The following is a 22768-nucleotide window of genomic DNA, read 5'->3' as shown; positions in this document are numbered from 1 at the left end:
TATATCCTCCTTAATATTCAATTTCTGATATTGGTTTAGGATGATCATTGATGTAGTCTTCTTTAATTTTTCCATCGAATATTTCAATTACATGGTCTGCCATATCTTTTAATGCTGCGTTATGCGTCACGATGATGACCGTTTTATTATTTTCATGACTTAAATCTTGCAGAACTTGTAAAATCTTTTTACCAGTTTTGTAATCTAATGCGCCTGTTGGTTCGTCACATAAGAGTAAGTCTGGGTTTTTCGCAACGGCACGGGCAATAGAAGCACGTTGTTGCTCACCACCAGATAGTTGGGAAGGGAAGTTACCCATTCTTTTTTCTAAACCAACTTTTTTTAGCGTTTCTTTAGGGTCTAATGCTTCTGATGATAATTCAGATGCAAGTTCTAAATTTTCTAAAGTCGTTAGGTTAGGGATGAGATTATAAAATTGGAAGACAAAGCCAACTGATTTTCGTCGATAAGTAGTTAATTCTTTTTCGGAAAATTGAGCAATATCCGTACCATTAATGATGACTTTTCCTTCTGTAGCTGAATCCATACCACCTAATGTATTTAATAATGTTGATTTACCTGCACCAGATGAACCCACAATGACCATAAGTTGACCTTTTTCTAATTCAAATGAAATATTGTTATTTGCATAGACCTTTTGATCTCCAGTTCCAAATATTTTTGAATAATTTTCTAATTTTATATACGCCATATGATCCCTCTTTCCATATAGTCAAATATTAATAATAATTGGTTTGTTTATAATAGACAGTGTGTCTATTAGTTAAAGTAGCATATTTTGATTAGAAAATCTTGCTTTCATTTTGTAAAAATTTGACTTAATAGACAGTATGTATATTATCGTCTATCAAAATAGAAATAATAGATAAGTACGAGTTGATTTGAAACTAAGCTAACTAAAAAAGCACTCTAAAAATTAGACGAGTAACTAATCTTTAGAGTGCATATTTGAATATGATATAGGTGACGTTAGGTTATTGATTTTCAAATTCAGATTCAATACCTAATAGTGATATGGGAGAATGGCTAGAAACATCGAAAAGTACCTCCGCAATATAATGAGAGCTATAATAATTCTCGCTGTTAAACCAACTTTCAATAACTCCTAAATCACCATATATTGTATGATTCAATATAATATCTTTTTGGAAGTTCATTTCAACGTTGTTTTTTTCCAATAATGGATAGTAAATATTTTCACGAACCTTTTCTACTAGTAATGCGCGGAAATAGGTTGTATTCATATTTGTAATGAGTACTTTTACAAACTCAAAATTAAGTTCAATATATTCTAATAACCGTGTGAAAGACACTTTAAATTCAGTATTAAATATAGCATCATCATTGACTGAAGATTGTTTTACATAATCGGTAAGCTCATCAATCGTTTCCTCAATTACAGAGTTTAAGAAATCGTCCTTGCTCTTATAATGTAAATAAAAAGTACTGCGATTGATATTAGCAGCGTCAGCTAATTGTTTAATCGTGATATTAGAATAACTCACTTGATTTAATAATTGAGTAAGTCCCTTTTTTAAATATTGGTTAGTACGAATTTGTCTTTTGTCCATTTCTGCTCCATCCTTTATTACATAAATACTCTATTATGTTAAAGATAATCAACATATATCATTGATATGTACATTAAACCTATATTTGGTGAAGTTTCTACGAGTATTCATTATGGAAATTTGTTAAGTTATTTAATAGACGTATTGTCCATTAAAATATAAGATAACTTAAATGATATTGCAATTGATCCCAATTATAGAAAGTGAGTGTTTGATTGTGAAAGAGAATCTAAAAATAATAGATATTCATCATCACATTATTCCTAAAGTATATAAAGACGCATTACGTAAAATAGGTGTAACAACTGCTGGGGGCTATCCTATCAAGGATTGGAAGCCTGAAGACAGTCTTAATATGATGAATGAATTAAACATAAATATAGGTGTAACTTCTATTTCAGAGCCGGCAACATTACCGTTTAATAAGAAGCAAGCTTCTAAAGTAGCTAGAGAAGTAAATGAGTATCAAGCACAATTAAAGAAAGACTACCCAGAACGTTTTAAAAGCTTTGCTTTACTACCGATGCCGCATGTTAAACAGTCAATCAATGAAGTAGCTTATGCTCTAGATGAATTGAAATTAGACGGTATTGGATTGTTATCTAATTATGGAGATCAATATTTAGGCGACGATATATTTGAGCCAGTGATGAAAGCAATTAATGATCGTCATGGCGTGGTGTTTGTGCACCCTAGTTCGTCTTCAGATAAAGTGAAAAAACCTCAATATGTTGTAGCGGATTTTATAGAAGAATTTACCTTTAATACTTCGCGAGCAGCGACTAATTTAATATTGAGTGGTACGTTAGATCGTTATCCAAATATTACATTTATTTTGGCGCATGCTGGAGGTACGTTGCCGTATTTAGAATGGCGAATTAACCAAACACTTGAAACATTAAGTTATATAATGGTGAATCCGAAAGAACGTCTGAAGCCATATTTAACGGGAAGTAAGACAAGGATGATTGGAGAAGTTGCTAAACACCCTATTCGCTATGGAAAAATGTTCAAAACATATCTACATAGTTTGAAGCGAATGTCACAATTACAATATTCTGCTGACGATTATATTCGTCGATTTTATTATGATACAGCACTTTCAACAGGTGACTCTACATTTGCGAGTTTAAAAGAAGTTACTGATACATCTCATATCGTTTTTGGCTCAGATGCACATTATGCACCTAACGATTGGATTGCTAAAATGGAACAAGATATTGGGGCGTCTAATTATTTTGATGAAAATGAGCAGCATCAGATTTTTAATGACAATAGTAACGCATTGTTAAAATAGTAACAGCTATCAATTGAAAGATTTTAAAGGGCAATAGCTATATTTCAATATGAATTGTTTGATTGACTGCACTTTGATAGATACCATGAATCTGTTGCCAAAGATTAAATTTTTGCAGGTTAGGATATGGGTAATATTATTAAATGATCCTAATGGAACAACAGTATTAAAGGAGTATTTAACATGAGTGTATTTTCAAAAGATGAGCAATTACAAATATTAAAAGATTTGATAGAGATTAAAACCGTAAATGATAATGAAATTGAAGTAGCAAAATATTTACAATCATTACTACAAAAGCACGGTATCAAAGCAGAAATTGATGAAATTAAAGGACGTCATCAGCGTGCTAATCTAATTGCCTCAATAGGCGACGGTCATCCCGTTGTAGGCATTTCTGGTCACATGGACGTAGTATCGGAAGGTGATTATGGCGATTGGACATATCCACCATTTGAATTAACTGAACAAGACGGCTTGTTATATGGTCGTGGGACATCGGATATGAAAGCAGGGCTAGCTGCATTAGTCATTGCAATGATAGACATTCATGAACGTGGTTTATTGGAAAAAGGTACAATTAAGTTAATGGCGACAGCTGGAGAAGAAATGCAACAGCTTGGTTCCGAACAATTATACAAAGCAGGCTATATGGACGATGTAGATGCACTTATCATTGCTGAACCATCTGAGTCAGGTATTGTCTATGCACATAAAGGTTCAATGGATTATCAAATTGTGTCTAGAGGACAAGCAGCACATAGTTCTGTGCCAATTGTAGGTAAAAATGCGATTAAACCTTTATTAGATTTTGTGCGTAATATAGATGATGAATATGAACAACTTCAACAAGAATTAAATTATCAACAGTTAGACTTTTCACATTTTATAGAAGGCGTTAAGGAAAGAATAAACGGCCCTATAGATGAACAACAATTAGCACAAGTGGTCAAAGGTTTAGTTATTAATCACACAATGATTCATGGTGGTAATCAAGTGAATTCAATACCAGATAAGGCCACAACGGATTTTAATATACGTACTGTCCCAGAATTTGATAATGATAAAGTGAAAGCACTATTCGACAAACATATCAATCAAATTAATGGAGAAGGTGGACAACTTGAAGAGGATATATATTTAGATTTAGATCCAGTGCTTACAACAGGAGAGAATCGCTTAATAGCATTAGGTCAACAAGTTGCAAAGACTATCTTTAATCGTGAGGTCGTTGCGACTCCAACTGTAGGTGTGACTGATGCCTCTAATTTACTTCGAGATAAAGATGAACACTTTCCATTCTTAATGTTTGGACCTGGAACTGTACCACATCAAATCAATGAACATGTTAATAAAGAGACTTATCATCAATTTATTGAGTACTATACTGAATTATTAACGACTTATTTAAATGAGGATTAGTTTCTTAGTATTTGGAGTTAGCCTATGGAAACATAATATATGTCTTCGTAGGCTAACTCCATTTTAATTTAAACTAATAGTAATGGCGCAGAATATATAAGAAGTAAGACTGCGTTCAGTATTATTAATATGATAAGAGCAAAGCGATGCCCATATTTAAAAAGAGAAATTAAATTGATGATTAAAGTTATGATAATAAGAGTGGCACCTGGCCAATACCATAGTGAGAAAGTGTTACCATTAAATAAGTTAGTAAAAAATGTTGTATAAACAACGCATAAATTAACTATACTTAAAATGATTGATAATAAATATAAGATGCGAGTTGATTTCATGATGTCTGTCCTTTCTAATCATGTATTTATATTAAGATAATATTATATAATTTTGTTGTTCAGTTTGCAAATAGATTTAATGCGTCATTTATATTTTTATGTAAAGTGAGCTTCAGTAAGATATATAAACAAAAATGTTTGATGAAGGAGAAAAATAGATGAATGAGAGAAATGAAGTTATTAACAAGTTACTAGAGCGTGCAGATATTCATGAAGGTATGCGTGTACTAGATATTGGATGTGCTACTGGTGAAGTAACACAATTAATCGCCGAACGCGTAGGTGCACAAGGAGAAGTTATTGGTATCGATATGAATGAAGACTTATTGGCTAAAGCAATTGAAGGAAATGCATATCAAAATGTCAGTTATCAGTTACATGATATTTATCAATTACCCGAGACGTTAGGTCAATTTGATGCAATTGTTGGTCGACGCGTATTAATGTACTTGCCTGATGTGAAACAAGCTTTATCTGTATTAAAAGGATTTTTAAAACCTGGCGGGCAATTTTGTTTTCAAGAGAGTGATGCGATTAATGGAGGAACGGGTGCAGATCAATTACCAAACCATCAAACAGCAATACAGTGTATTTGGGACACTGTTGAAAAAGAAGGTGGAGATATTCATATTGGACAAAAACTATATCAATTATTTAACGAAATAGGTATGCGTGATATAGATTACTTCGCTGAAGCGGTGATTCATACTTCTGAAAATAATGATTTAGAATGGCTAGTGGGAATGATGTTACCTAGAATGAAAGCACACCAAGTAGTGGAAGAGGATTTTTCAATCGATACATTTAAAGACAAATTAAATCAAGAAGCGAATCAAAATCTAGCTGCTTTTATACGAGATATGGCCTTTGCCATAACAGGAAAAATCAAAGGTTAATAAACAAGATAGAGGCTAGAACCCGCAAAATGGGTTCTAGCCTCGTTTATATATTAAAAGTTATGTTTAAGATACATTCGCGTATGTGACATATCCATTTTGTACAACAAAAACAATATGCCCTTTACCTACTTGATAACTATATAAGCCATCGCCTTTCTTCTTAGTAGGACCATTTAATGGATTTTGGAAATCGTAGTGATTACCATATTTTTGTTTCACTTGTTTTAAAGTAATTGTATTTGGTTTGATTTTAAATTCTACATTATTTGCTTTGTGGTTTTTATATTGTTGGAAATTTTGATCATAAATATCTTTAGAATTATTAGGTGTTTGATACTTACTATTTACTTTCACACCGTTGAATTCTACGTTACCTGCTTTTAGTCCATTGTAGAAAGATGAACTTAATACAAAATTGCCACCAGAAGCGGTATAACCATTATATTTATACCAATATTGAGATGAAGCAGCATGAGCTTCGTGAGATGATACATTGTCTGCAGAAACACTTACTCCTAATGCAGTGCCGAGAATAATACTACTAGCAACAAAAGTTTTTGTTAATTTCTTCATAAAGCATCACTCCTATATGATTTTGGTAGTGAAAACGCTACCTCTTTTAATTTACAATATTATTATAAGATATTCAAACTTAAAGTATAAATTTATTTTCGTTTATTTTATTTAATGATATATAGTACATCAATCATTTATATCTATATTGTGAAATATTTTGTTTCGCGTCTATATTTATATAAAAATATAGTATAGTCTGTATGTATAAAGTATTTTTGCAATAAATGTAAATTTATGTATATTTAAATTAAATCATTAACTAAACAAAGGGGACTTATTAGTGAAGAAATTGTTATTTTTAAGTGGGACAGCACTTTTATTATTGGCAGCGTGTAATAATGATGACTCATCAAGTGGAAACAAAGGTGCATCAAATGTAGAAGATAGTCAAAAGAGTGAAAATAGCAGTAAAGGGGATAATTCTAAATCATCTTCTAGTAAAGATAGCTCAAATAAAGAAAGTAATTCAGATAGTTCGAAAAGTTCATCTAGTAATGACATAGCTAACTTATCTGAGAAAGAGAAAGTAGCTTTAGTATTTTTAGCGAATGAATCAGGTAAATATACTTTAACGAAAAATGATATTTTGACTGGTAGATATACAGCTCAGATGTCAGATGGTAAAGAGACTAAAACTTTGAAAAATTTTGCTGTAAGTAGAGAAATTCAAGATATTCCAAATTCACCTGAAGGGATGAAATTTTATGGTGTATCTCCTTCTGTAGGAATGTTTGGATCTATTATAGGTGTCAGTGACGATAAAATTTATTTAGGTGGTACTCAAAGTGAAATTCCTTCATATAAAGATGCTTTAAAGTACGGTGAAGAACACGACACTAAAGAAGTCTACGAAAAATATAAAGATTCTAGTGAATTTGAATCAGTAGCTAACAAGATTAATATTTATGATAAAATGCCAACATTCTCAGATGATGACGATGAAGAAAGTGATGACGATTCAAGTTCAGATGATAATAGTTCATCAGATAGTAGTTCTGATTCTGAAGAAGTTACACGTGATAACGTTATTGATAAAGTAGAATCCTACGAAGGAGAAAATTTAGATACAGACGAATATACATTTAAAGAACCTGAAAAAACAAGTGATGGTAAATGGGGATTCTCATATGATGATAAAGATGGCAATTTAGCAGGATCATATACTGTAGATGTTGATGATGGCTATGTGACGAAATATGATGAAAATGGTGACAAAGTAGGTTCAGGATATTAAGTTTTAATGCAACTCATAATAATGTATAAGAAGTATGTACCTTATAATCAACGACTTCTATAAGAAAGGATTAAATGAAATATGTTTGAAGCGCCTGTTATGGAATGGTTTATAACATCCCTCATTGTATTTGTAATTATTTTATTAGCTGTAGAATTAATCAATTCTATAAGTAAAAATAAGAAAAGAATAATGGACATAGCAATAGAGTTAGACAGTTGGGTAAAATATTGTTTGAGTTTGGCTTATGTTGTCCTTATTTCAATAGGTATCTACGAATTCACGTTTTATTTTATGTTAGAAGCAGCAACACTTTGGGCAATTGTATTTCCAATTACAATCATTGTCATATTTACACCATACTTACTTTTATTTTTACCATTATTTAAATATACAAGTACTTGGGGAATATTTCCCATTATATTGTGGAGTATGGTCAGCGCATTACCTTTAACTTATGGTATAAATCTATTAATAACTTCAAAAATGAGAACTACTGAATCTGATGTAGTCGCTTATACTAACGGTGAGGAAGTCTTTAAGTATGTCGGTGGCGCTTCGTTGGTTATAGTAGCAGTAACAGCCATGGTATTGATTATTATTAAATCAGTAACAAAAAAATATACAAAAGAATTAATTAGTGAAGAATAATAAAAAACCATCTCCCAATTGCGAGTTTATCCGCAGTTTTGGGAGATGGTTTTATTCTATGAATGTTACGCTTTTTTGTTACCAGGCATAGGAATGTTTAAGTGCATTAAATCAAATTTTTTAATTAATGTGCCAATAATGTAAGCGAGTATTAAGCTAGTAATTGCTACGGCAATAATTGTTATAGCGGATGATACTGGATTATTAAAGCCAAATAGTACAATGGCACCTGCAATAGGCGTTGCCATACCAGTTACGCCTATTTTTAGACCGCTAAATGTGATAATGCAAGCATTGACCATACCTATAATAGCGTTGGTTCCGTATAATACGGACGCATATTTTACAATTAAATCAATTTGTGTCAATGGTTCTATAAAGACGGCGAAACGATTTGGTTTTTCGCCAATTTTTAAAATATTGAATAGCGTAAAGTTTACAAATGATGCGCCGGTACAAGTAATCGCACCGATAGCCATTGGTAGACCAGTTAGACCTAAAATACTTGCAAGTACCATTGAGCTTAATGGTGTCATACTTGTTACTGGAATAATAAGACCGAATATAATTGCTAATGCATAAGGACTACTATCGCCAACTGAGTTAACAGCGCCGGCAATTTGGTTTAATACGGCTGTGACTCCTGGATTGATTATAGAAGCGAGTCCATAAACTAATGCTGGTGCAATGAGTATAACTACGATTAAATCTAAACCTTCTGGTACTTTCTTTTGAATAAATTTAATGATGAATGCAACAATATATGCAGCGATAAACGCTGGTAATAAACTGAAATCTTTTAATACTAGACCTACAATAATAGCGAATACTGGTGATACGCCTAAATTGATACATGTGAGTATACCCACTGCGATACCACCTAGACTACCAGCAAGATCCCCGATGTCTTGTAAGTATTTAATATGTAAGATACCACCTATGGCATAGCTTAAGAATGCTTGGGGAAGGAATGTCGCACAAGCTGCACCTGATAATGCTTGTAAGCCTTCCTTACCGTATGGTGCAAATTTTAAAAATAAAGTCATTATAATTAACACGGCGACAAGTGTTCCAACGCCTAAAATAATATTCATGTATATTAACCCCTTTAGTACAATTTAAATACCATCTCTATAAAAATCATTTCACAATTGTAACATAATGTTCAAAAAATTAAATCGCCCACAAATAATTATTATTAAATATTTAATATTTTTGAAAATTCAAATTCAGAATTCGAGTTGTAAATCTATATAGAAGTTAAAAAAGTATACAATTCGTTTGGAAATCATTTGTTTATTTTTACAAAATAAATGTTTTAACAATATAGACATAAAATATAACAATTTACATGTATAAATTTATGTTTTGGGGTATATAATATACACAACAGAGGGGGAGATTCTTATGAAATTTTTCAAATTAGATTATCAACACAATAAAGATATTGTCGACGATAATGTTCTAACTATGTTTGTTATTGCTAAAAATAAAGATGAAGTAGAAGAATTTGCTAAAAAATTAGGCTACGCAGTGGAAAACATTAAAAAATTAAGTCAAAAAGAATTTGACCACGAAAAAGAAGTCACTGAACATTATAGATTGGAACATGCAGATCAATATTTATAACGTTTAAGTGCAACAAGTAAAGTAATAAAAGGGGTAAGCTGTAGATTGCTAATTATTGGCAGACTACAGCTTTTTGAATATCATTTAAAAAACTTATGATTATAGAGATAGAGACATTGATTGGTTGAGGTACTAGGTTCAATTTACATTGAATAATATAAAAACGAAAGGTGGATTACTATGAGAGAAATTGAAAAACTTGTTAAAGGTATGCCATATCATTTTGATGATAAAGAAGTAGCAGATCGTAAAGCAAGAGCCGCGCAATTATGCCAAGAATTTAATGCCATTCCTGCTACAGATCCAGAACAACAGGAAAAGAAAATTCGTGAAATATTAGGTTCAGCAGGAGATAACATTTCTTTCCAAGCTACATTCAATTGCGATAATGGAAGCAATATACATGTAGGGCATGATGTATTAACTAATTATAATCTTACTATTTTGGATATTGCACCAGTAACAATAGGAAATCATGTCATGATAGGTCCAAACGTCGATATTTATACTGTTAATCATCCATTGAGTGCAAAAGGTAGACGAGAATATTTAGCACAAGCAAGCCCAGTTAATATAGGAAATGATGTTTGGATAGGGGGCAAGGTAACTATTACACCGGGTGTTACGATAGGTGATAATGTAGTTATCGCATCAGGCGCAGTAGTAACAAAAGATATACCTGATAACTCACTTGCAGCAGGTGTACCAGCTAAAGTCATTAAACAATTAGAAGAATAGAGGCATAAACAGTTTTAATGAATCGCTAATTTCTGCAGTGAAGAATAAATCGGCTAATAATAAAGTTTTGAAAAGCTATACGAAAAAGGTCTGTTTAAATATGTAAAATCAATTATTAAGTGCATTAAAATGTAATTTTATACATTTATGTGTAATGATGAACCATTATTGTCTAATTTTTAAAAATTTTCTTGTTATTTACATTTTTCCTTTACAAAATATAATGTATAATGAACAAAAAATAACTAGGAGAATAAACAGACATGATGAAAAACAAATTGACATTAAAAGAGAATATTTTTATCGGATCAATGCTATTTGGTTTATTCTTTGGTGCAGGGAATATTATATTTCCAATTCATCTAGGACAAACAGCAGGATCAAACGTATTTATAGCCAATTTAGGCTTTTTAATTACAGCCATTGGGTTACCATTTTTAGGTATCATAGCAATCGGTATGTCTAAAACAAATGGCATTTTTGAAATTACTTCAAGGGTAAGTAAAACGTACGCATACATATTTACAATAGGTCTATATTTAGTAATCGGACCATTCTTTGCTTTACCTAGGTTAGCAACGACATCATTTGAAATTGCATTTTCACCATTTATCTCACCAGGTGCTGCGAAGATTTATTTACCAGTTTTTAGTATTATTTTCTTCTTATTAGCATGGTTCTTTGCGAGAAAACCATCTAAAATTTTAGATTACATAGGGAAATTTTTAAATCCTGTATTTTTAATCTTATTAGGTATCGTTGTTGTCTTAGCCTTTATCCATCCATTAGGTGGATTAACTAATGCGCCAGTAAGTGCGGATTATAGTAAGAGCCCACTGCTCAAAGGATTTATTGATGGTTATAATACTTTAGATGCATTAGCGTCACTAGCATTTGGTATTATCATCGTAACAACGATTAAAAAGTTAGGTATTACAAATCCTAATAGTATTGCTAAAGAAACAATTAAGTCAGGAACAATCAGTATTGTATTAATGGGTATCATATATAGCTTACTTGCGTTTATGGGTACAATGAGTATCGGTAAATTCAAAGTGAGTGAAAATGGAGGTATCGCATTAGCACAAATCGCGAGACATTATCTTGGAGATTACGGCATCATTATCCTATCATTGATTGTTATTGTGGCATGTTTAAAAACAGCTATTGGATTAATCACAGCCTTTTCTGAAACGTTTACTGAGTTGTTCCCGAAACGTAGCTACTTAATGTTTGCGACAGTAGTCAGTATTTTAGCATGTGTATTCGCTAACGTTGGTTTAACGAAAATCATTATGTATTCAACACCTGTATTGATGTTCATTTATCCATTAGCGATCACAATTATTTTATTAACATTAATTAGTCCATTATTTAACCACTCAACTATTGTTTATAGATTCACGATTTTCTTCACTATGATTGCTTCATTCATTGACGGAGTTAAAGCAAGTCCAGAACCATTTTTAAAAACATCATTTGCTAAATTCGTTATTTCATTAGGTGAAAAATACCTACCATTCTTCGATATTGGAATGGGATGGATTTTACCAGCATTGGTTGGCTTTATTATTGGCTTCATTGTTTACAAAGTTCGTTCAAATAAATCTTCAACAAATGAATAGAATTCTAAGAGTGTATCGCGTCTATCCTTAATAAGATAGGCGCGATTTTTTATATCAATTAAACAAATATTCATTAATATTATATGCGAAATAAAGAAGGCTTAAATAAATATTTATTTTTACTTAATAATGAATTAATAATCATTAATTAAGCTTAATCTAACGAAAATCTAAAGGATGGTTAATATGGAAATGGTAAAGTCTAAGCAAGATTTATACAGAATTATTGATGATTCTGATAAGCAACAGACTTCTAAAATGTTACTTTTAATGGTATTGGGAACGATATTTTTAGATGCATATGATATTACCATTTTAGGAACAATGACTGATCAAATTACAAAAGAGTTTCATTTATCTCCCACAATGTTATCCATTGTGATGACATCTTTACCTGTAGGTGCATTGATAGGTGCGATTTTTGGAGGGAGTTTAGCACACCGTTTTGGGAGAAAAAGAATCCTTTCTATTTCTCTTTTAATTCTTATCGTTACATCATTATGTGCAGCCATATCACCTAATTTATTTATGTTGTTAATTAGCCGATTTTTAATGGGAATCGCTATTGGTATGGATAGTCCAGTTGCCTTCACATTTATTGCAGAAATTAGTAATAAAGTACAAAGAGGTCGTAATGTTAATTACTGGCAAGTTGTATGGTACATCGCTATTGTAATATCTTCATTAGTGGTCATTATGTTTTTCTTATTAGGTGTTGGAGAACTCTTATGGAGAATGGCAGTTGCATTTGGAGGGGGTATTGCCCTCATATTATACATTATGAGATTGAAATACTTGAAAGAAAGTCCGACATGGATTGTTAATCATTTATCTCTTAAAAAAGCATCACTATATATTCAAAAGCATTATGACGTTCAAATTCAATTAGTAGAAAATGAAACAGATGTTAAAGAAATAGACACAGCTAAACCTGAATATAAAAGACTTTTAAAGCCGCCATACTTAAAAAGAATTACACTAGCAACAGCAATTTCTACCTTACAAGGAATGCAGTATTATGCGGTTGGTTTATATATCCCTATAATTGCAAAATATATGATAAGTGAAGATAAACTAGGTGTGCTACTTGGGACTGGAATTGTTAATATTGCTGGTATTATTGGTGCTTATTTAGGAGCACAATATACCTATCGGATAGGTACACGTAAACTCACAATGATAGGCTTTGCTATTGTACTCTTTGTCATGATTATGACGGGATTATTATATAGTGTTATGCCTATGATAATTAATTCATGTTTAATCGCACTATTCTTATTTGGACATGCAGGGGGACCAGGTACACAAGGTAAAACGATAGGAGCAATGTCATTTCCAACGCAATTACGTTCACAAGCGACAGGAATTGTAGAATCAGTAAGTAGAACAGGTAGTATTATAGGTACGTTCATATTCCCAATTATTTTAGCAACTGTAGGTTTAAATCAAACCATGTTAATTATTGGTCTTGTACCTTTAATAGGTTTAACAATTACGTTCGTACTGAAATGGGAGCCAGTTGGAAAGAATGTTGAGAATGAACTGTCTAATTAATGCAGACAAAGGGGCTAATTGGGGGAGATGCTTGTATATAACTGTCAGAAAGGGATTAATCGACTGGGGGTAAGTGTTCGGTTTGTCTGAAGTTAGTGTGCCGGAAGTCTAAAAATCTACTTTTCTTCAGAGCATTATCCCCTCCCCTATCTAGATTGATTGAGGTGGCAATCATTAATAATAAAGAAGACTTTCTTATTGCACATAAAATGCAATAAGAAGGTCTTTAGTTATAATTCAGATATTAGATTATAAATCGCTCATTTCAAATATGAGAGCAAAATCTTTATTATTTAGTTAAAAATTCTGAAGTTGTTGTTACTGAAGCGAAGTTTGATAATGCTGAAATATATGCAGTTTGAACATTTTTAGCATCGACTGTTTCGCCATTATACTCTAAATCACATGTAGCAGTTGTATCTTCAACTAGAATAGGCTGATAGCCAAGTTCAGCCGCAACTCTTGTTGTAGAATCAATACACATATGTGTCATCATACCTGTAATCACAAGTTGTTCAACACCTTGTTCTTTTAAAGTGTCTTGTAGAGTTGTACCTAAAAAGCTATTAGGATATTGCTTTTCAATGATAATATCATCAGATTGTACATTGAATTTTTCATGAATTTCAATACCATTAGTACCTGCTTCAAATAAAGGAGCACCTTCAGTATGATCGATATGTTGAATATAAATAACAGGTAACTGTTGTTCTTTAAATGCATCTTTCAATTGAACTGCTTTGTCTGCAGCAGCTTCCGGATTAACAAGTGGGTTTTTACCACCATCGAAGTAATCATTTTGTATATCTATAATAACGAGTGCTTGTTTTTTAGTCATTTTATCTCTCCTAAACGTTTTGTTAATTCTAACGTATGTAACTAAAAAAAGAAATATTTAGATTTGTGTCTAAATTGTGATCATTTCTCTTGAAAATTTTGTCAAAAGTATTACAATGGTATCTGTAACGTAATTGAAAACGCTTCTTAATTAGAAGAAGGTGAGTCAAATAGATAAAAGAAAAAAAGAGCAAGCCTTTGCTAATCTTGTACGCGCCTATCGCAAAGAACATGTAGGTAAAGGCCCTGAAAAAATCAATGTTGATTTTAAAGACAATTGGGCAATCGCTTTTATGACAGGTGCATTAAGTAAAGTTGAAAACTTTTACTTGCGTGATGAACGTAATGAAGAAATGTTACGTCATGCACGAACACAAGAAGTAAAGCGTCTATATGATGAGGTCAATCCTGATGAGATGGAAGAACTTGTCGGTGCTAAATTTGTAAAACTATTTACAGATGTTGATTTAGCTGCTGATGAAGTAGTGTCAATATTTGTTTTCGATAAATCAATAGAATAAGCGTGCTGGTGTAAGGTACCTGGTGCTGTTTGCTAACTACGCTTGAATAAAATTAATTATTCAAGGGGGTGATATGTGCAAATAGTAGCAGGTATTTTTGTGTATTAAGAAGTAATTTAAATTTTAAATAAAAAATTTTATAGGAGTGTATTATTTTATGAAAATAGTAGCATTATTTCCAGAATATGTAGAGGGCGAAGAAAATCAAATTTTAAATACTAAAAAAGCAATTGGTTTAAAACCATTTTTAGAAGAAAAAGGACATGAATTAGTCATCTTAACTGATGGTGAAGCTGACTTAGATAAACACTTAGCAGATATGGATATTGTTATTAGTGCACCATTCTATCCAGCTTATATGACTAAAGAACGTCTTGAAAAAGCACCAAACTTAAAATTAGCTATTACTGCAGGTGTCGGTTCTGACCATGTTGACTTAAAAGCAGCTAGTGAAAACAATGTGGGTGTTGTAGAAGTAACAGGTAGTAATACAGTAAGTGTTGCCGAACATGCTGTTATGGACTTATTAATCTTACTACGTAATTATGAAGAAGGTCATAGACAATCAGTTGAAGGTGAATGGAACCTTTCTAGAGTTGGTAATGACGCACATGAATTACAAAATAAAACAATCGGTATCTTTGGTTTCGGTAGAATTGGTCAATTAGTAGCTGAACGTTTAGCACCATTTAACGTAACAATTCAACATTATGACCCAATCAACCAAAAAGATAATGAACATTCAAAATTTGTAGACTTTGAAACATTAGTATCAACAAGTGATGCAATTACTATTCATGCACCACTTACACCAGATACAGATACACTATTTAATAACGATGTGTTAAGTAAAATGAAAGAAGGTAGTTATTTAGTTAACACAGCTAGAGGTAAAATTGTAGATACAGAAGCATTAGTAAAACAATTAGAATCTAAACACATTCAAGGTTATGCTGGCGACGTATGGTATCCACAACCTGCTCCTGCAGATCACCCTTGGAGAAATATGCCTAGAAATGCAATGACTGTACACTATTCAGGTATGACATTAGAAGCACAACAACGTATAGAAGAAGGTACAAAAGATATTTTAAATCGTTTCTTTAACAATGAACCATTCCAAGACAAAGATGTGATAGTTGACGGAGGTCAAATCACAAGCGCAAGCTATAACGCAAAATAATTCACACAACACCATAGCCATGGATATTACCCTTTCCCATCCCCCTTAAAAAATATAAATCTATAATAGAGAAACATTGTTTACCCCTGGACAATGTTTCTCTATTTTTATTATTTAGCATCGATTACAAATTGGTTGTAATTTAGGTTTATCTTTTTCATAATAAACGGATAGATGTCCACATATTAATTGGAATGAGCAAAACTAGACTTTAGTTATAAATTAAAGGAGATAGATTATGTTATTCGAAAGAAATAAACCATTTACGAACGAAACATTACTTGATAAAGAAAATATATTAGAACTGATTCAATTTGAAAGATTTTGTCGTGATAACAGTCTTTGGGACAGTATGTATCAATGTTTTTCAAAAGATTCAACGGTAAATATTTCGTGGTTTAAAGGGTCAGGCGCTGAATTTGTAGAATCATCAAAAGAAATGAATCGTTATGCACCGCATCAAATTTATAATTCACAGATTTGGATTAATCAACATAGAGCAGTTGCAATTATGCAGGCAACAATCCAAGCACGATTACCTATTGAGGATGTTCAAATGCAACTCAATTCAGATGCGAAAATTGTTTATGGATTAGTTAAAGAAGGAGATACTTGGTATATCCAAAATATGGAATGTGTTTATGAAAAAGATAGTCTTACACCAGTCGTACCTTCAACGATTACTATTCCAGACGAACAGTTACAAGCATATCGTTCAAGTTATGCATGCTTAAGTTATTGCCTAAATTACATTGGTTATAGTGTAAATCATGAATTACAAGGTATTGATCGACCAGAGCAATTGAACGATTATTATCAACGTTTAGATCAATGGTTAACTTATCAAAACGACACGATATAAATAAAGGAGTATTAAAGATGAAAAAAATAGACTTACATTCACATTATCTTTCACCAGGATTTGTGAAATTTTTAGATGATTATTTTGATGGTAAAGGTGACGGTGTACCTACGCCTTCATTTTCAATAGATAGTTATTTAAAGTTAATGGAAGATGAAGAGATAGATTATAGTGTATTATCTATTTCAAGCCCACATTTAAGTGCTGCACCAGATAAAGAAATGCTTGAGTTAACTGAAGAAGTGAATACCTATGCTGCTGAGATGGTAACAGCGCATCAAGATAAATTAGACTACTTCGCATCATTACCATTACCTTTAGTAGACGAGAGTATTCAAATGATCGACCATGCCTTAGATGACCAACATGCATTAGGGTTTACATTACCAACCAATGCACGAGGTATTTATTTAGGTGATGATCGTTTAGATAAAATTCTTGCTAAACTAGATGAACGTCACGCATTAGTAGCAATTCATCCCAATGAACCTAAACCAGTTAATGATTCAATTAAAGAAAAAATACTATCACCATTGATGGAATTTTTCTTTGATACGACACGCGCGATTATTTTCATGAGTCAAAATAATGTGTTTAGTAAATATCCTAATATTAAATGGATTGTGCCACATAGCGGTGCATTGTTACCAGTGATTGCACAACGTGTGAGCATAGGTAATAAAATGTTTAATGTTGAAAATGGACCGGATGATATCGAACAAGTTATGAAAAACTTATACTTTGATTTAGCTGGTATGGTATTACCTTATCAATTACCAACATTATTAGAAATGGTGGATGAAGATAAAATTGTGTATGGTGCAGATGCGCCTTATACAACTGATGAAGTAATTAAATTATTAGCGAATCAGCTTGAATCTACAGATCAATTATCTAATGAACAAAAAGAAAAATTCTTATATAACAATGCAAGTAAATTGTTAGGATTTTCAAATAAATAATAGTATTTAAAAAAGGAGCGTTCCGATTGGAATGCTCCTTTTATATTTTGAATAAGTTATGACAATAAATCAGAATAAATCTTTTGTCCTCTTAATATTTCATCAATTATACATGATAGTGCTATACTTGAGTAAAGCGTTTTCCTAAAAATTTGGTCATTATAAAAAATATAGATAGAGGTGTTTAATAATGAATTTAGTCGCAATACTTATTGGTTTAGGACCACTAATAGGTTGGGGTCTATTTCCAACTATCGCTTCAAAATTTGGTGGTAAACCAGTAAACCAAATTATAGGTGCTACTGTCGGAACATTAATTTTTGCCATTGTGTTCTTTGCATCGACAAGTCATAGTTTCCCAACAGGTATGGATTTATTCTTTGCACTGTTATCAGGCGCAGGGTGGAGTTTTGGTCAAATCATGACATTCAAAGCATTTGAATATGTAGGATCATCACGTGCAATGCCAGTAACAACAGCATTTCAATTGTTAGGTGCTTCTTTATGGGGCGTCTTTGCACTTGGTAACTGGCCTGGTGTTACAAATAAAATTATCGGATTTATCGCATTAATTGTTATTTTAATTGGTGCGCGTATGACAGTTTGGGATGAGCATCCAGAAGCAACAAATAGCAAATTATTAAGAAAAGCAGTTGTGATTTTATTAATTGGTGAAATTGGTTATTGGTTATATTCAGCAGCACCACAAGCGACAGATATCGGTGGTAAAGCAGCATTCTTACCACAAGCAATCGGTATGGTGATTGTAGCTGTTATTTATGGATTGATGAACATGAAAGAAAGTAATCCATTTACTATGAAAGTAACATGGTTGCAAATTATCTCAGGTTTCTTCTTTGCATTTGCAGCGTTGACATATCTTATCTCTGCACAACCAAATATGAATGGTTTAGCAACAGGTTTCGTACTATCTCAAACTTCTGTTGTGCTTGCAACTTTAACTGGCATTTACTTCTTAAACCAACGTAAAACATCTAAAGAAATGTTAGTCACTGTCATTGGATTAGTACTTATTTTAGTAGCAGCGACTGTAACAGTATTTATCAAATAATAAAGAGGAGAGATTTTGATGAAGAAAACAGCATTACTCAATAGTCATGTATCAAAAGCTATCGCAACGATTGGTCATTATGATTTACTGACAGTTAACGACGCGGGAATGCCTATCCCAAATGATGATAGAAGAATTGATTTAGCAGTAACAAAGGAATTACCTAAATTTATTGATGTACTAGAAACAGTATTATCAGAAATGAAAATTCAAAAAATTTATTTAGCTGAAGAAATCAAAACAAATAATGCGACACAGTTAAAACAAATTAAAAATTTAATTGATGATGATGTGGAAATTGAATTTATTCCACATTCAGAAATGAAAGCATATTTAAGTCATCCATTAAATAAAGGAAATATACGTACTGGTGAAACTACACCATTCTCTAATATCATCCTTGAATCAAACGTAACATTTTAATTAATTGAAACGGAGAGGTTGTTATGACTAATAAAGTCGTTATTTTGGGATCTACAAATGTAGACCAATTTTTAACAGTTGAACGATATGCCAAACCAGGGGAAACATTACATGTGGAAAAAGCACAACAATCCTATGGTGGCGGTAAAGGTGCCAACCAAGCTATTGCAACAGCACGTATGAAAGCTAATACGACATTTATTTCTAAAGTAGGTAAAGATGGATTAGCGCAATTTATGTTCGACGATTTTAAAGATGCAGGTATGAATATAGATTATATTTTAGAATCTGAAACTGAATCAACTGGCCAAGCATTTATCACTGTTGACGCGCAAGGTCAAAATACGATTTACGTCTATGGCGGTGCAAATATGGCCATTACACCAGAAGATGTTGTTAGTGCTAAAGAGGCAATTACACAAGCAGATTTCATTGTTGCACAGTTAGAAGTACCGGTACCAGCAATCATTGAAGCTTTCAAAGTAGCAAGAGCAGCAGGTGTAACGACAGTCTTAAATCCAGCACCAGCCAAGGAATTACCACAAGAATTATTGGAATTAATTGATGTGATTGTGCCTAATGAATTTGAAGCAGAAATATTATCAGGCACCCCTGTCACAGATGAAGCGTCTATGGCACAAAATGCGAATTATTTCTTAGGATTAGGTGCAAAAGTGGTCATCATTACTTTAGGAGAACAAGGTACATATTATGCCGTTGAAAATGATTCTGGATTAGTACCAGCTCAAAAAGTAAAAGCCATTGATACAACAGCAGCAGGAGATACTTTTATCGGCGCTTTCGTCAGTCGATTTAATATGGAAGAACGTAATCTTGTTGAAGCCATTGATTTTGCTAACAGGGCAGCTTCACTTACAGTACAAAAATCAGGCGCACAAGCCTCTATTCCTTTAGCAGAAGAAGTAGAATAATCATATAAACCTCTGATAGTCTTCTTTTTGAACGGCTAATCAGAGGTTTTTAATTTCTAAAAAGTATTAATCAAATCAATCATTTGAATTATAAAGAAAGATATCTTATATTTAATAGTACACCCGGTGTACTATTAAATAATTACTTTTGAAATAGGGGCAATAAAATGAATATTAATCAACTAGAACAATCCATTAACCAATTTCATGTTGTAATGATGCACATTAATAAAGAAATCGATGACATGGTTAAAGAAACAGGACTTGATGATGTATTATCAAGAGAACAAATTGAAGCACTTAGAATGATACAAGCTAATGGTTCAATGACTGTGGGAGAATTAGCCACACAGCAAAATATATTTAAGACGGCAGCCTCAAAGAGAATAAATAAACTTCAAGACAAAGGCTATGTAGCGCAAGCACCTTCTGATAATAAGCGAATTAAATTAATCACATTAACTGATGAGGGAGAGAAATTGATTAGTGAAGTTACTTCAAAAATTGCTAATGCTTTGAAATCAAGATTAAATAATGAATTTAGTGAGCAAGAACTTATCGACTTCGTGAATCAACTCGATCAACTAGAACAAGTATTAAGCAGACATCATTAAACATTCATTTAAAGGAGAGATAAAGATGAAAACAGATATGAGGGCAATGGTTATCTATCAATATGGAAATAACCCTGTAACTGAAACACGTATGCCGATACCAAGTATGAATCCAAATGAAGTAAGAGTAAAAATTATAGCAGCAAGTATAAATCCTATAGATTCTAAAATTAGAGATGGTGGGTTACGTATATTATTGAAATATCAATTCCCGCTCATACTAGGAAATGATTTTTCTGGTGTCATTACAGAAGTTGGTAGTAACGTAAAACAATTTAAAATTGGAGACGAGGTATATGGTCGTCCACGTAAAAAGAAAATAGGCACATTTGCAGAGTATATTTCAATTGATGAACATGATATTGCTTTAAAACCAAATAATTTAACTTTTGAAGAAGCAGCGAGTGTACCTCTTGTTGGTCTAACATCATATCAAGCGCTTAATGATATGATGAAACTTAAAAAAGGCGATAAAGTATTAATTCAAGCTGGATCAGGTGGTGTAGGTACATTTGCTATTCAATTAGCTAAAGTAATGGGATTATTTGTAGCGACAACAGCAAGTCCAAAAGGATATAACCTTGTATCACAATTAGGTGCTGATAAAATAATTAATTATAGAGAACAAAACTTTTGGGAAGAAATATCAAACTATGATGGTGTATTTGATACATTGGGTGGAGATAATTTGAATCATTCATTTGAGGTACTCAAGACTGGCGGTACAGTGGCATCAGTTTCAGGTATTCCAACAGCTAAACTAGGACGACGTTTGAAACTTGGATTTGCTAAAACTACCCTATTAGGCTTGGCATCCTTAAAATTATTACTTAAAGCGAAGAAACATCATGTCAATTATGAATTTTTATTTATGGAACCTAGCGGCGAACAGCTTGAAATCATTCGCAACTTAATTGAAAAAGGTCAAATTAAACCGGTTATAGATAGAGTATATGATTTTAAAGATACTCAACAAGCTATTGAATATTCAAATAGCGGTAGAGCTAAAGGGAAAATTATTATTAAGATGGAAGATAAATAGAGAATAGGGAGCCGATACAATGAAAAAAATAATGATAGTAAATACAAGTACTGATGTCTTTGAAGGTACTGAAATACCAACTGGTTTATGGTTAAGTGAACTCGTACATTTTTATAATCAATTTAGAAGTGATGACTACCAAGTCGATTTATTCAACATTACAGGTGGCAACACACCTATCGATCCAGTAAGTCTTGGACGTCTAACATTAGATAAAACGACTAAATCATATTTATATGATGAGAACTTTATGAATTTATTGAAGTATTCGCAACCTATTGCTGAAGCGGACCCTAAGCAATATGACGCCATTTATTTTACAGGTGGTCATGGTGTGATGTTTGATTTTCCTGATAATAAAGATGCACAAAATGCAATTAATGAAATTTATAATCATGGTGGTATTGTTTCAGCTGTATGTCACGGCATCGCAGGATTATTAAATGCTAAGAATAGTAAAGGACGTTTCATTATTGATCAACATCAATTGACTGGATTTTCAAATGTAGAAGAAGTGTTGGCCAATCGTAAAAATGTCGTTCCTTTTAAATTAGAAGACGAAATTAAACGTCGTGGCGCACATTATAGTAAAGCTAAATTGCCATTTCGTCCATATGTTGTTGTTGATGGACAAATCGTTACTGGCCAAAACCCACAATCACCAGAACATGTTGCCCGTGAAGTAAAAGCATTGTTAAATAAATAGATTAGAATAAAAAAGAGTACTTGATTATAGTTGAAATCAAGTACTTCTTTATTATGAAGATT

The 22768-nt window shown here is 32.3% G+C and carries 24 protein-coding genes; 19 read left to right on the top strand and 5 right to left on the bottom strand.

What is annotated here, in order from left to right:
- Positions 1-10 precede the first annotated feature (10 nt).
- Together Q4528_RS05335 and Q4528_RS05330 are read right to left on the bottom strand one after the other, a co-directional pair.
- Positions 11-712, bottom strand: coding sequence for an ABC transporter ATP-binding protein (locus Q4528_RS05335; RefSeq protein WP_046467274.1), 702 nt, complete (start codon positions 710-712; stop codon positions 11-13).
- 283 nt (positions 713-995) lie between these two features.
- Positions 996-1592, bottom strand: a complete 597-nt coding sequence (locus Q4528_RS05330) for a TetR/AcrR family transcriptional regulator (RefSeq protein WP_017637806.1) — start codon at positions 1590-1592, stop codon at positions 996-998.
- 217 nt (positions 1593-1809) lie between these two features.
- Here Q4528_RS05330 and Q4528_RS05325 point away from each other — a divergent pair, with 217 nt between their 5' ends.
- The 3 genes from Q4528_RS05325 (at position 1810) to Q4528_RS05315 (ending at position 5542) form a co-directional block, all read left to right on the top strand.
- Positions 1810-2889 (top strand): amidohydrolase family protein, encoded by a 1080-nt coding sequence (locus Q4528_RS05325; protein ID WP_046467273.1) that lies wholly within the window; start codon positions 1810-1812, stop codon positions 2887-2889.
- Positions 2890-3072: 183 nt separating this feature from the next.
- Positions 3073-4311 (top strand): ArgE/DapE family deacylase, encoded by a 1239-nt coding sequence (locus tag Q4528_RS05320; protein WP_072291838.1) that lies wholly within the window; start codon positions 3073-3075, stop codon positions 4309-4311.
- A gap of 493 nt (positions 4312-4804) precedes the next feature.
- On the top strand, positions 4805-5542 hold the full coding sequence (locus Q4528_RS05315) for a methyltransferase domain-containing protein (RefSeq protein ID WP_046467271.1): 738 nt from the start codon (positions 4805-4807) through the stop codon (positions 5540-5542).
- Positions 5543-5608: 66 nt separating this feature from the next.
- On the opposite strand, the gene isaB is transcribed toward Q4528_RS05315, so the two are convergent.
- Positions 5609-6118 (bottom strand): immunodominant staphylococcal antigen IsaB family protein, encoded by a 510-nt coding sequence (gene isaB / locus Q4528_RS05310; protein WP_046467270.1) that lies wholly within the window; start codon positions 6116-6118, stop codon positions 5609-5611.
- A gap of 283 nt (positions 6119-6401) precedes the next feature.
- Between isaB and Q4528_RS05305 the strand changes: the two genes are divergently transcribed.
- Both Q4528_RS05305 and Q4528_RS05300 read left to right on the top strand, forming a co-directional pair.
- A complete protein-coding gene (locus tag Q4528_RS05305) occupies positions 6402-7355 on the top strand; it encodes a hypothetical protein (protein ID WP_046467269.1) in 954 nt (317 codons plus the stop codon).
- Positions 7356-7454: 99 nt separating this feature from the next.
- The gene (locus Q4528_RS05300; protein ID WP_142922494.1) at positions 7455-8006 is read left to right on the top strand and encodes a hypothetical protein; all 552 of its coding nucleotides are present in this window, start codon (positions 7455-7457) and stop codon (positions 8004-8006) included.
- Positions 8007-8071: 65 nt separating this feature from the next.
- On the opposite strand, the gene Q4528_RS05295 is transcribed toward Q4528_RS05300, so the two are convergent.
- A complete protein-coding gene (locus tag Q4528_RS05295; RefSeq protein ID WP_303520776.1) occupies positions 8072-9100 on the bottom strand; it encodes a PTS sugar transporter subunit IIC in 1029 nt (342 codons plus the stop codon).
- Positions 9101-9413: 313 nt separating this feature from the next.
- On the opposite strand from Q4528_RS05295, the gene Q4528_RS05290 reads away from it, so the two are divergent.
- The 4 genes from Q4528_RS05290 (at position 9414) to Q4528_RS05275 (ending at position 13552) form a co-directional block, all read left to right on the top strand.
- Complete coding sequence (locus tag Q4528_RS05290) at positions 9414-9635, top strand: hypothetical protein (protein ID WP_017637798.1); 222 nt, start codon at positions 9414-9416, stop codon at positions 9633-9635.
- Between the two features lie 180 nt (positions 9636-9815).
- Positions 9816-10373 carry a sugar O-acetyltransferase gene (locus Q4528_RS05285; RefSeq protein WP_046467266.1) on the top strand — a complete coding sequence of 186 codons (558 nt, stop codon included), beginning with the start codon at positions 9816-9818 and terminating at the stop codon, positions 10371-10373.
- A 263-nt stretch (positions 10374-10636) separates the two neighbouring features.
- Positions 10637-11998, top strand: a complete 1362-nt coding sequence (brnQ, locus tag Q4528_RS05280; protein WP_046467265.1) for a branched-chain amino acid transport system II carrier protein — start codon at positions 10637-10639, stop codon at positions 11996-11998.
- A gap of 186 nt (positions 11999-12184) precedes the next feature.
- A complete protein-coding gene (locus tag Q4528_RS05275; RefSeq protein ID WP_046467264.1) occupies positions 12185-13552 on the top strand; it encodes an MFS transporter in 1368 nt (455 codons plus the stop codon).
- 289 nt (positions 13553-13841) lie between these two features.
- Here Q4528_RS05275 and Q4528_RS05270 read toward each other — a convergent pair whose 3' ends face one another.
- Positions 13842-14390, bottom strand: coding sequence for a cysteine hydrolase family protein (locus tag Q4528_RS05270; protein WP_046467263.1), 549 nt, complete (start codon positions 14388-14390; stop codon positions 13842-13844).
- Between the two features lie 160 nt (positions 14391-14550).
- On the opposite strand from Q4528_RS05270, the gene Q4528_RS05265 reads away from it, so the two are divergent.
- The 10 genes from Q4528_RS05265 (at position 14551) to Q4528_RS05220 (ending at position 22706) form a co-directional block, all read left to right on the top strand.
- Positions 14551-14910 carry a Na-translocating system protein MpsC family protein gene (locus Q4528_RS05265; protein ID WP_046467262.1) on the top strand — a complete coding sequence of 120 codons (360 nt, stop codon included), beginning with the start codon at positions 14551-14553 and terminating at the stop codon, positions 14908-14910.
- Between the two features lie 157 nt (positions 14911-15067).
- Positions 15068-16093 (top strand): NAD-dependent formate dehydrogenase, encoded by a 1026-nt coding sequence (locus tag Q4528_RS05260; RefSeq protein WP_017637793.1) that lies wholly within the window; start codon positions 15068-15070, stop codon positions 16091-16093.
- Between the two features lie 238 nt (positions 16094-16331).
- Positions 16332-16955 (top strand): nuclear transport factor 2 family protein, encoded by a 624-nt coding sequence (locus tag Q4528_RS05255; protein WP_046467261.1) that lies wholly within the window; start codon positions 16332-16334, stop codon positions 16953-16955.
- Between the two features lie 17 nt (positions 16956-16972).
- Positions 16973-17917 (top strand): amidohydrolase family protein, encoded by a 945-nt coding sequence (locus Q4528_RS05250; protein ID WP_046467260.1) that lies wholly within the window; start codon positions 16973-16975, stop codon positions 17915-17917.
- Positions 17918-18107: 190 nt separating this feature from the next.
- Positions 18108-18989: a ribose/proton symporter RbsU gene (gene rbsU, locus Q4528_RS05245; protein WP_017637789.1), complete on the top strand. Its 882-nt coding sequence runs from the start codon at positions 18108-18110 to the stop codon at positions 18987-18989.
- An 18-nt stretch (positions 18990-19007) separates the two neighbouring features.
- Positions 19008-19412, top strand: a complete 405-nt coding sequence (rbsD, locus tag Q4528_RS05240; RefSeq protein ID WP_029056702.1) for a D-ribose pyranase — start codon at positions 19008-19010, stop codon at positions 19410-19412.
- A gap of 23 nt (positions 19413-19435) precedes the next feature.
- On the top strand, positions 19436-20344 hold the full coding sequence (rbsK, locus tag Q4528_RS05235) for a ribokinase (protein WP_046467258.1): 909 nt from the start codon (positions 19436-19438) through the stop codon (positions 20342-20344).
- A gap of 167 nt (positions 20345-20511) precedes the next feature.
- A complete protein-coding gene (locus Q4528_RS05230; RefSeq protein ID WP_046467257.1) occupies positions 20512-20958 on the top strand; it encodes a MarR family winged helix-turn-helix transcriptional regulator in 447 nt (148 codons plus the stop codon).
- A gap of 37 nt (positions 20959-20995) precedes the next feature.
- A complete protein-coding gene (locus tag Q4528_RS05225) occupies positions 20996-22000 on the top strand; it encodes an NADP-dependent oxidoreductase (protein WP_046467398.1) in 1005 nt (334 codons plus the stop codon).
- A gap of 19 nt (positions 22001-22019) precedes the next feature.
- The gene (locus tag Q4528_RS05220; RefSeq protein WP_017637784.1) at positions 22020-22706 is read left to right on the top strand and encodes a type 1 glutamine amidotransferase domain-containing protein; all 687 of its coding nucleotides are present in this window, start codon (positions 22020-22022) and stop codon (positions 22704-22706) included.
- Positions 22707-22768: the final 62 nt, after the last annotated feature.

It is taken from the genome of Staphylococcus pasteuri (assembly GCF_030547725.1).
GTDB classification, from domain to species: Bacteria; Bacillota; Bacilli; order Staphylococcales; family Staphylococcaceae; genus Staphylococcus; species Staphylococcus pasteuri.
The sequence above is the reverse complement of the archived record's forward strand: the minus strand, read 5'-3'. Positions and strand labels throughout refer to the sequence as shown.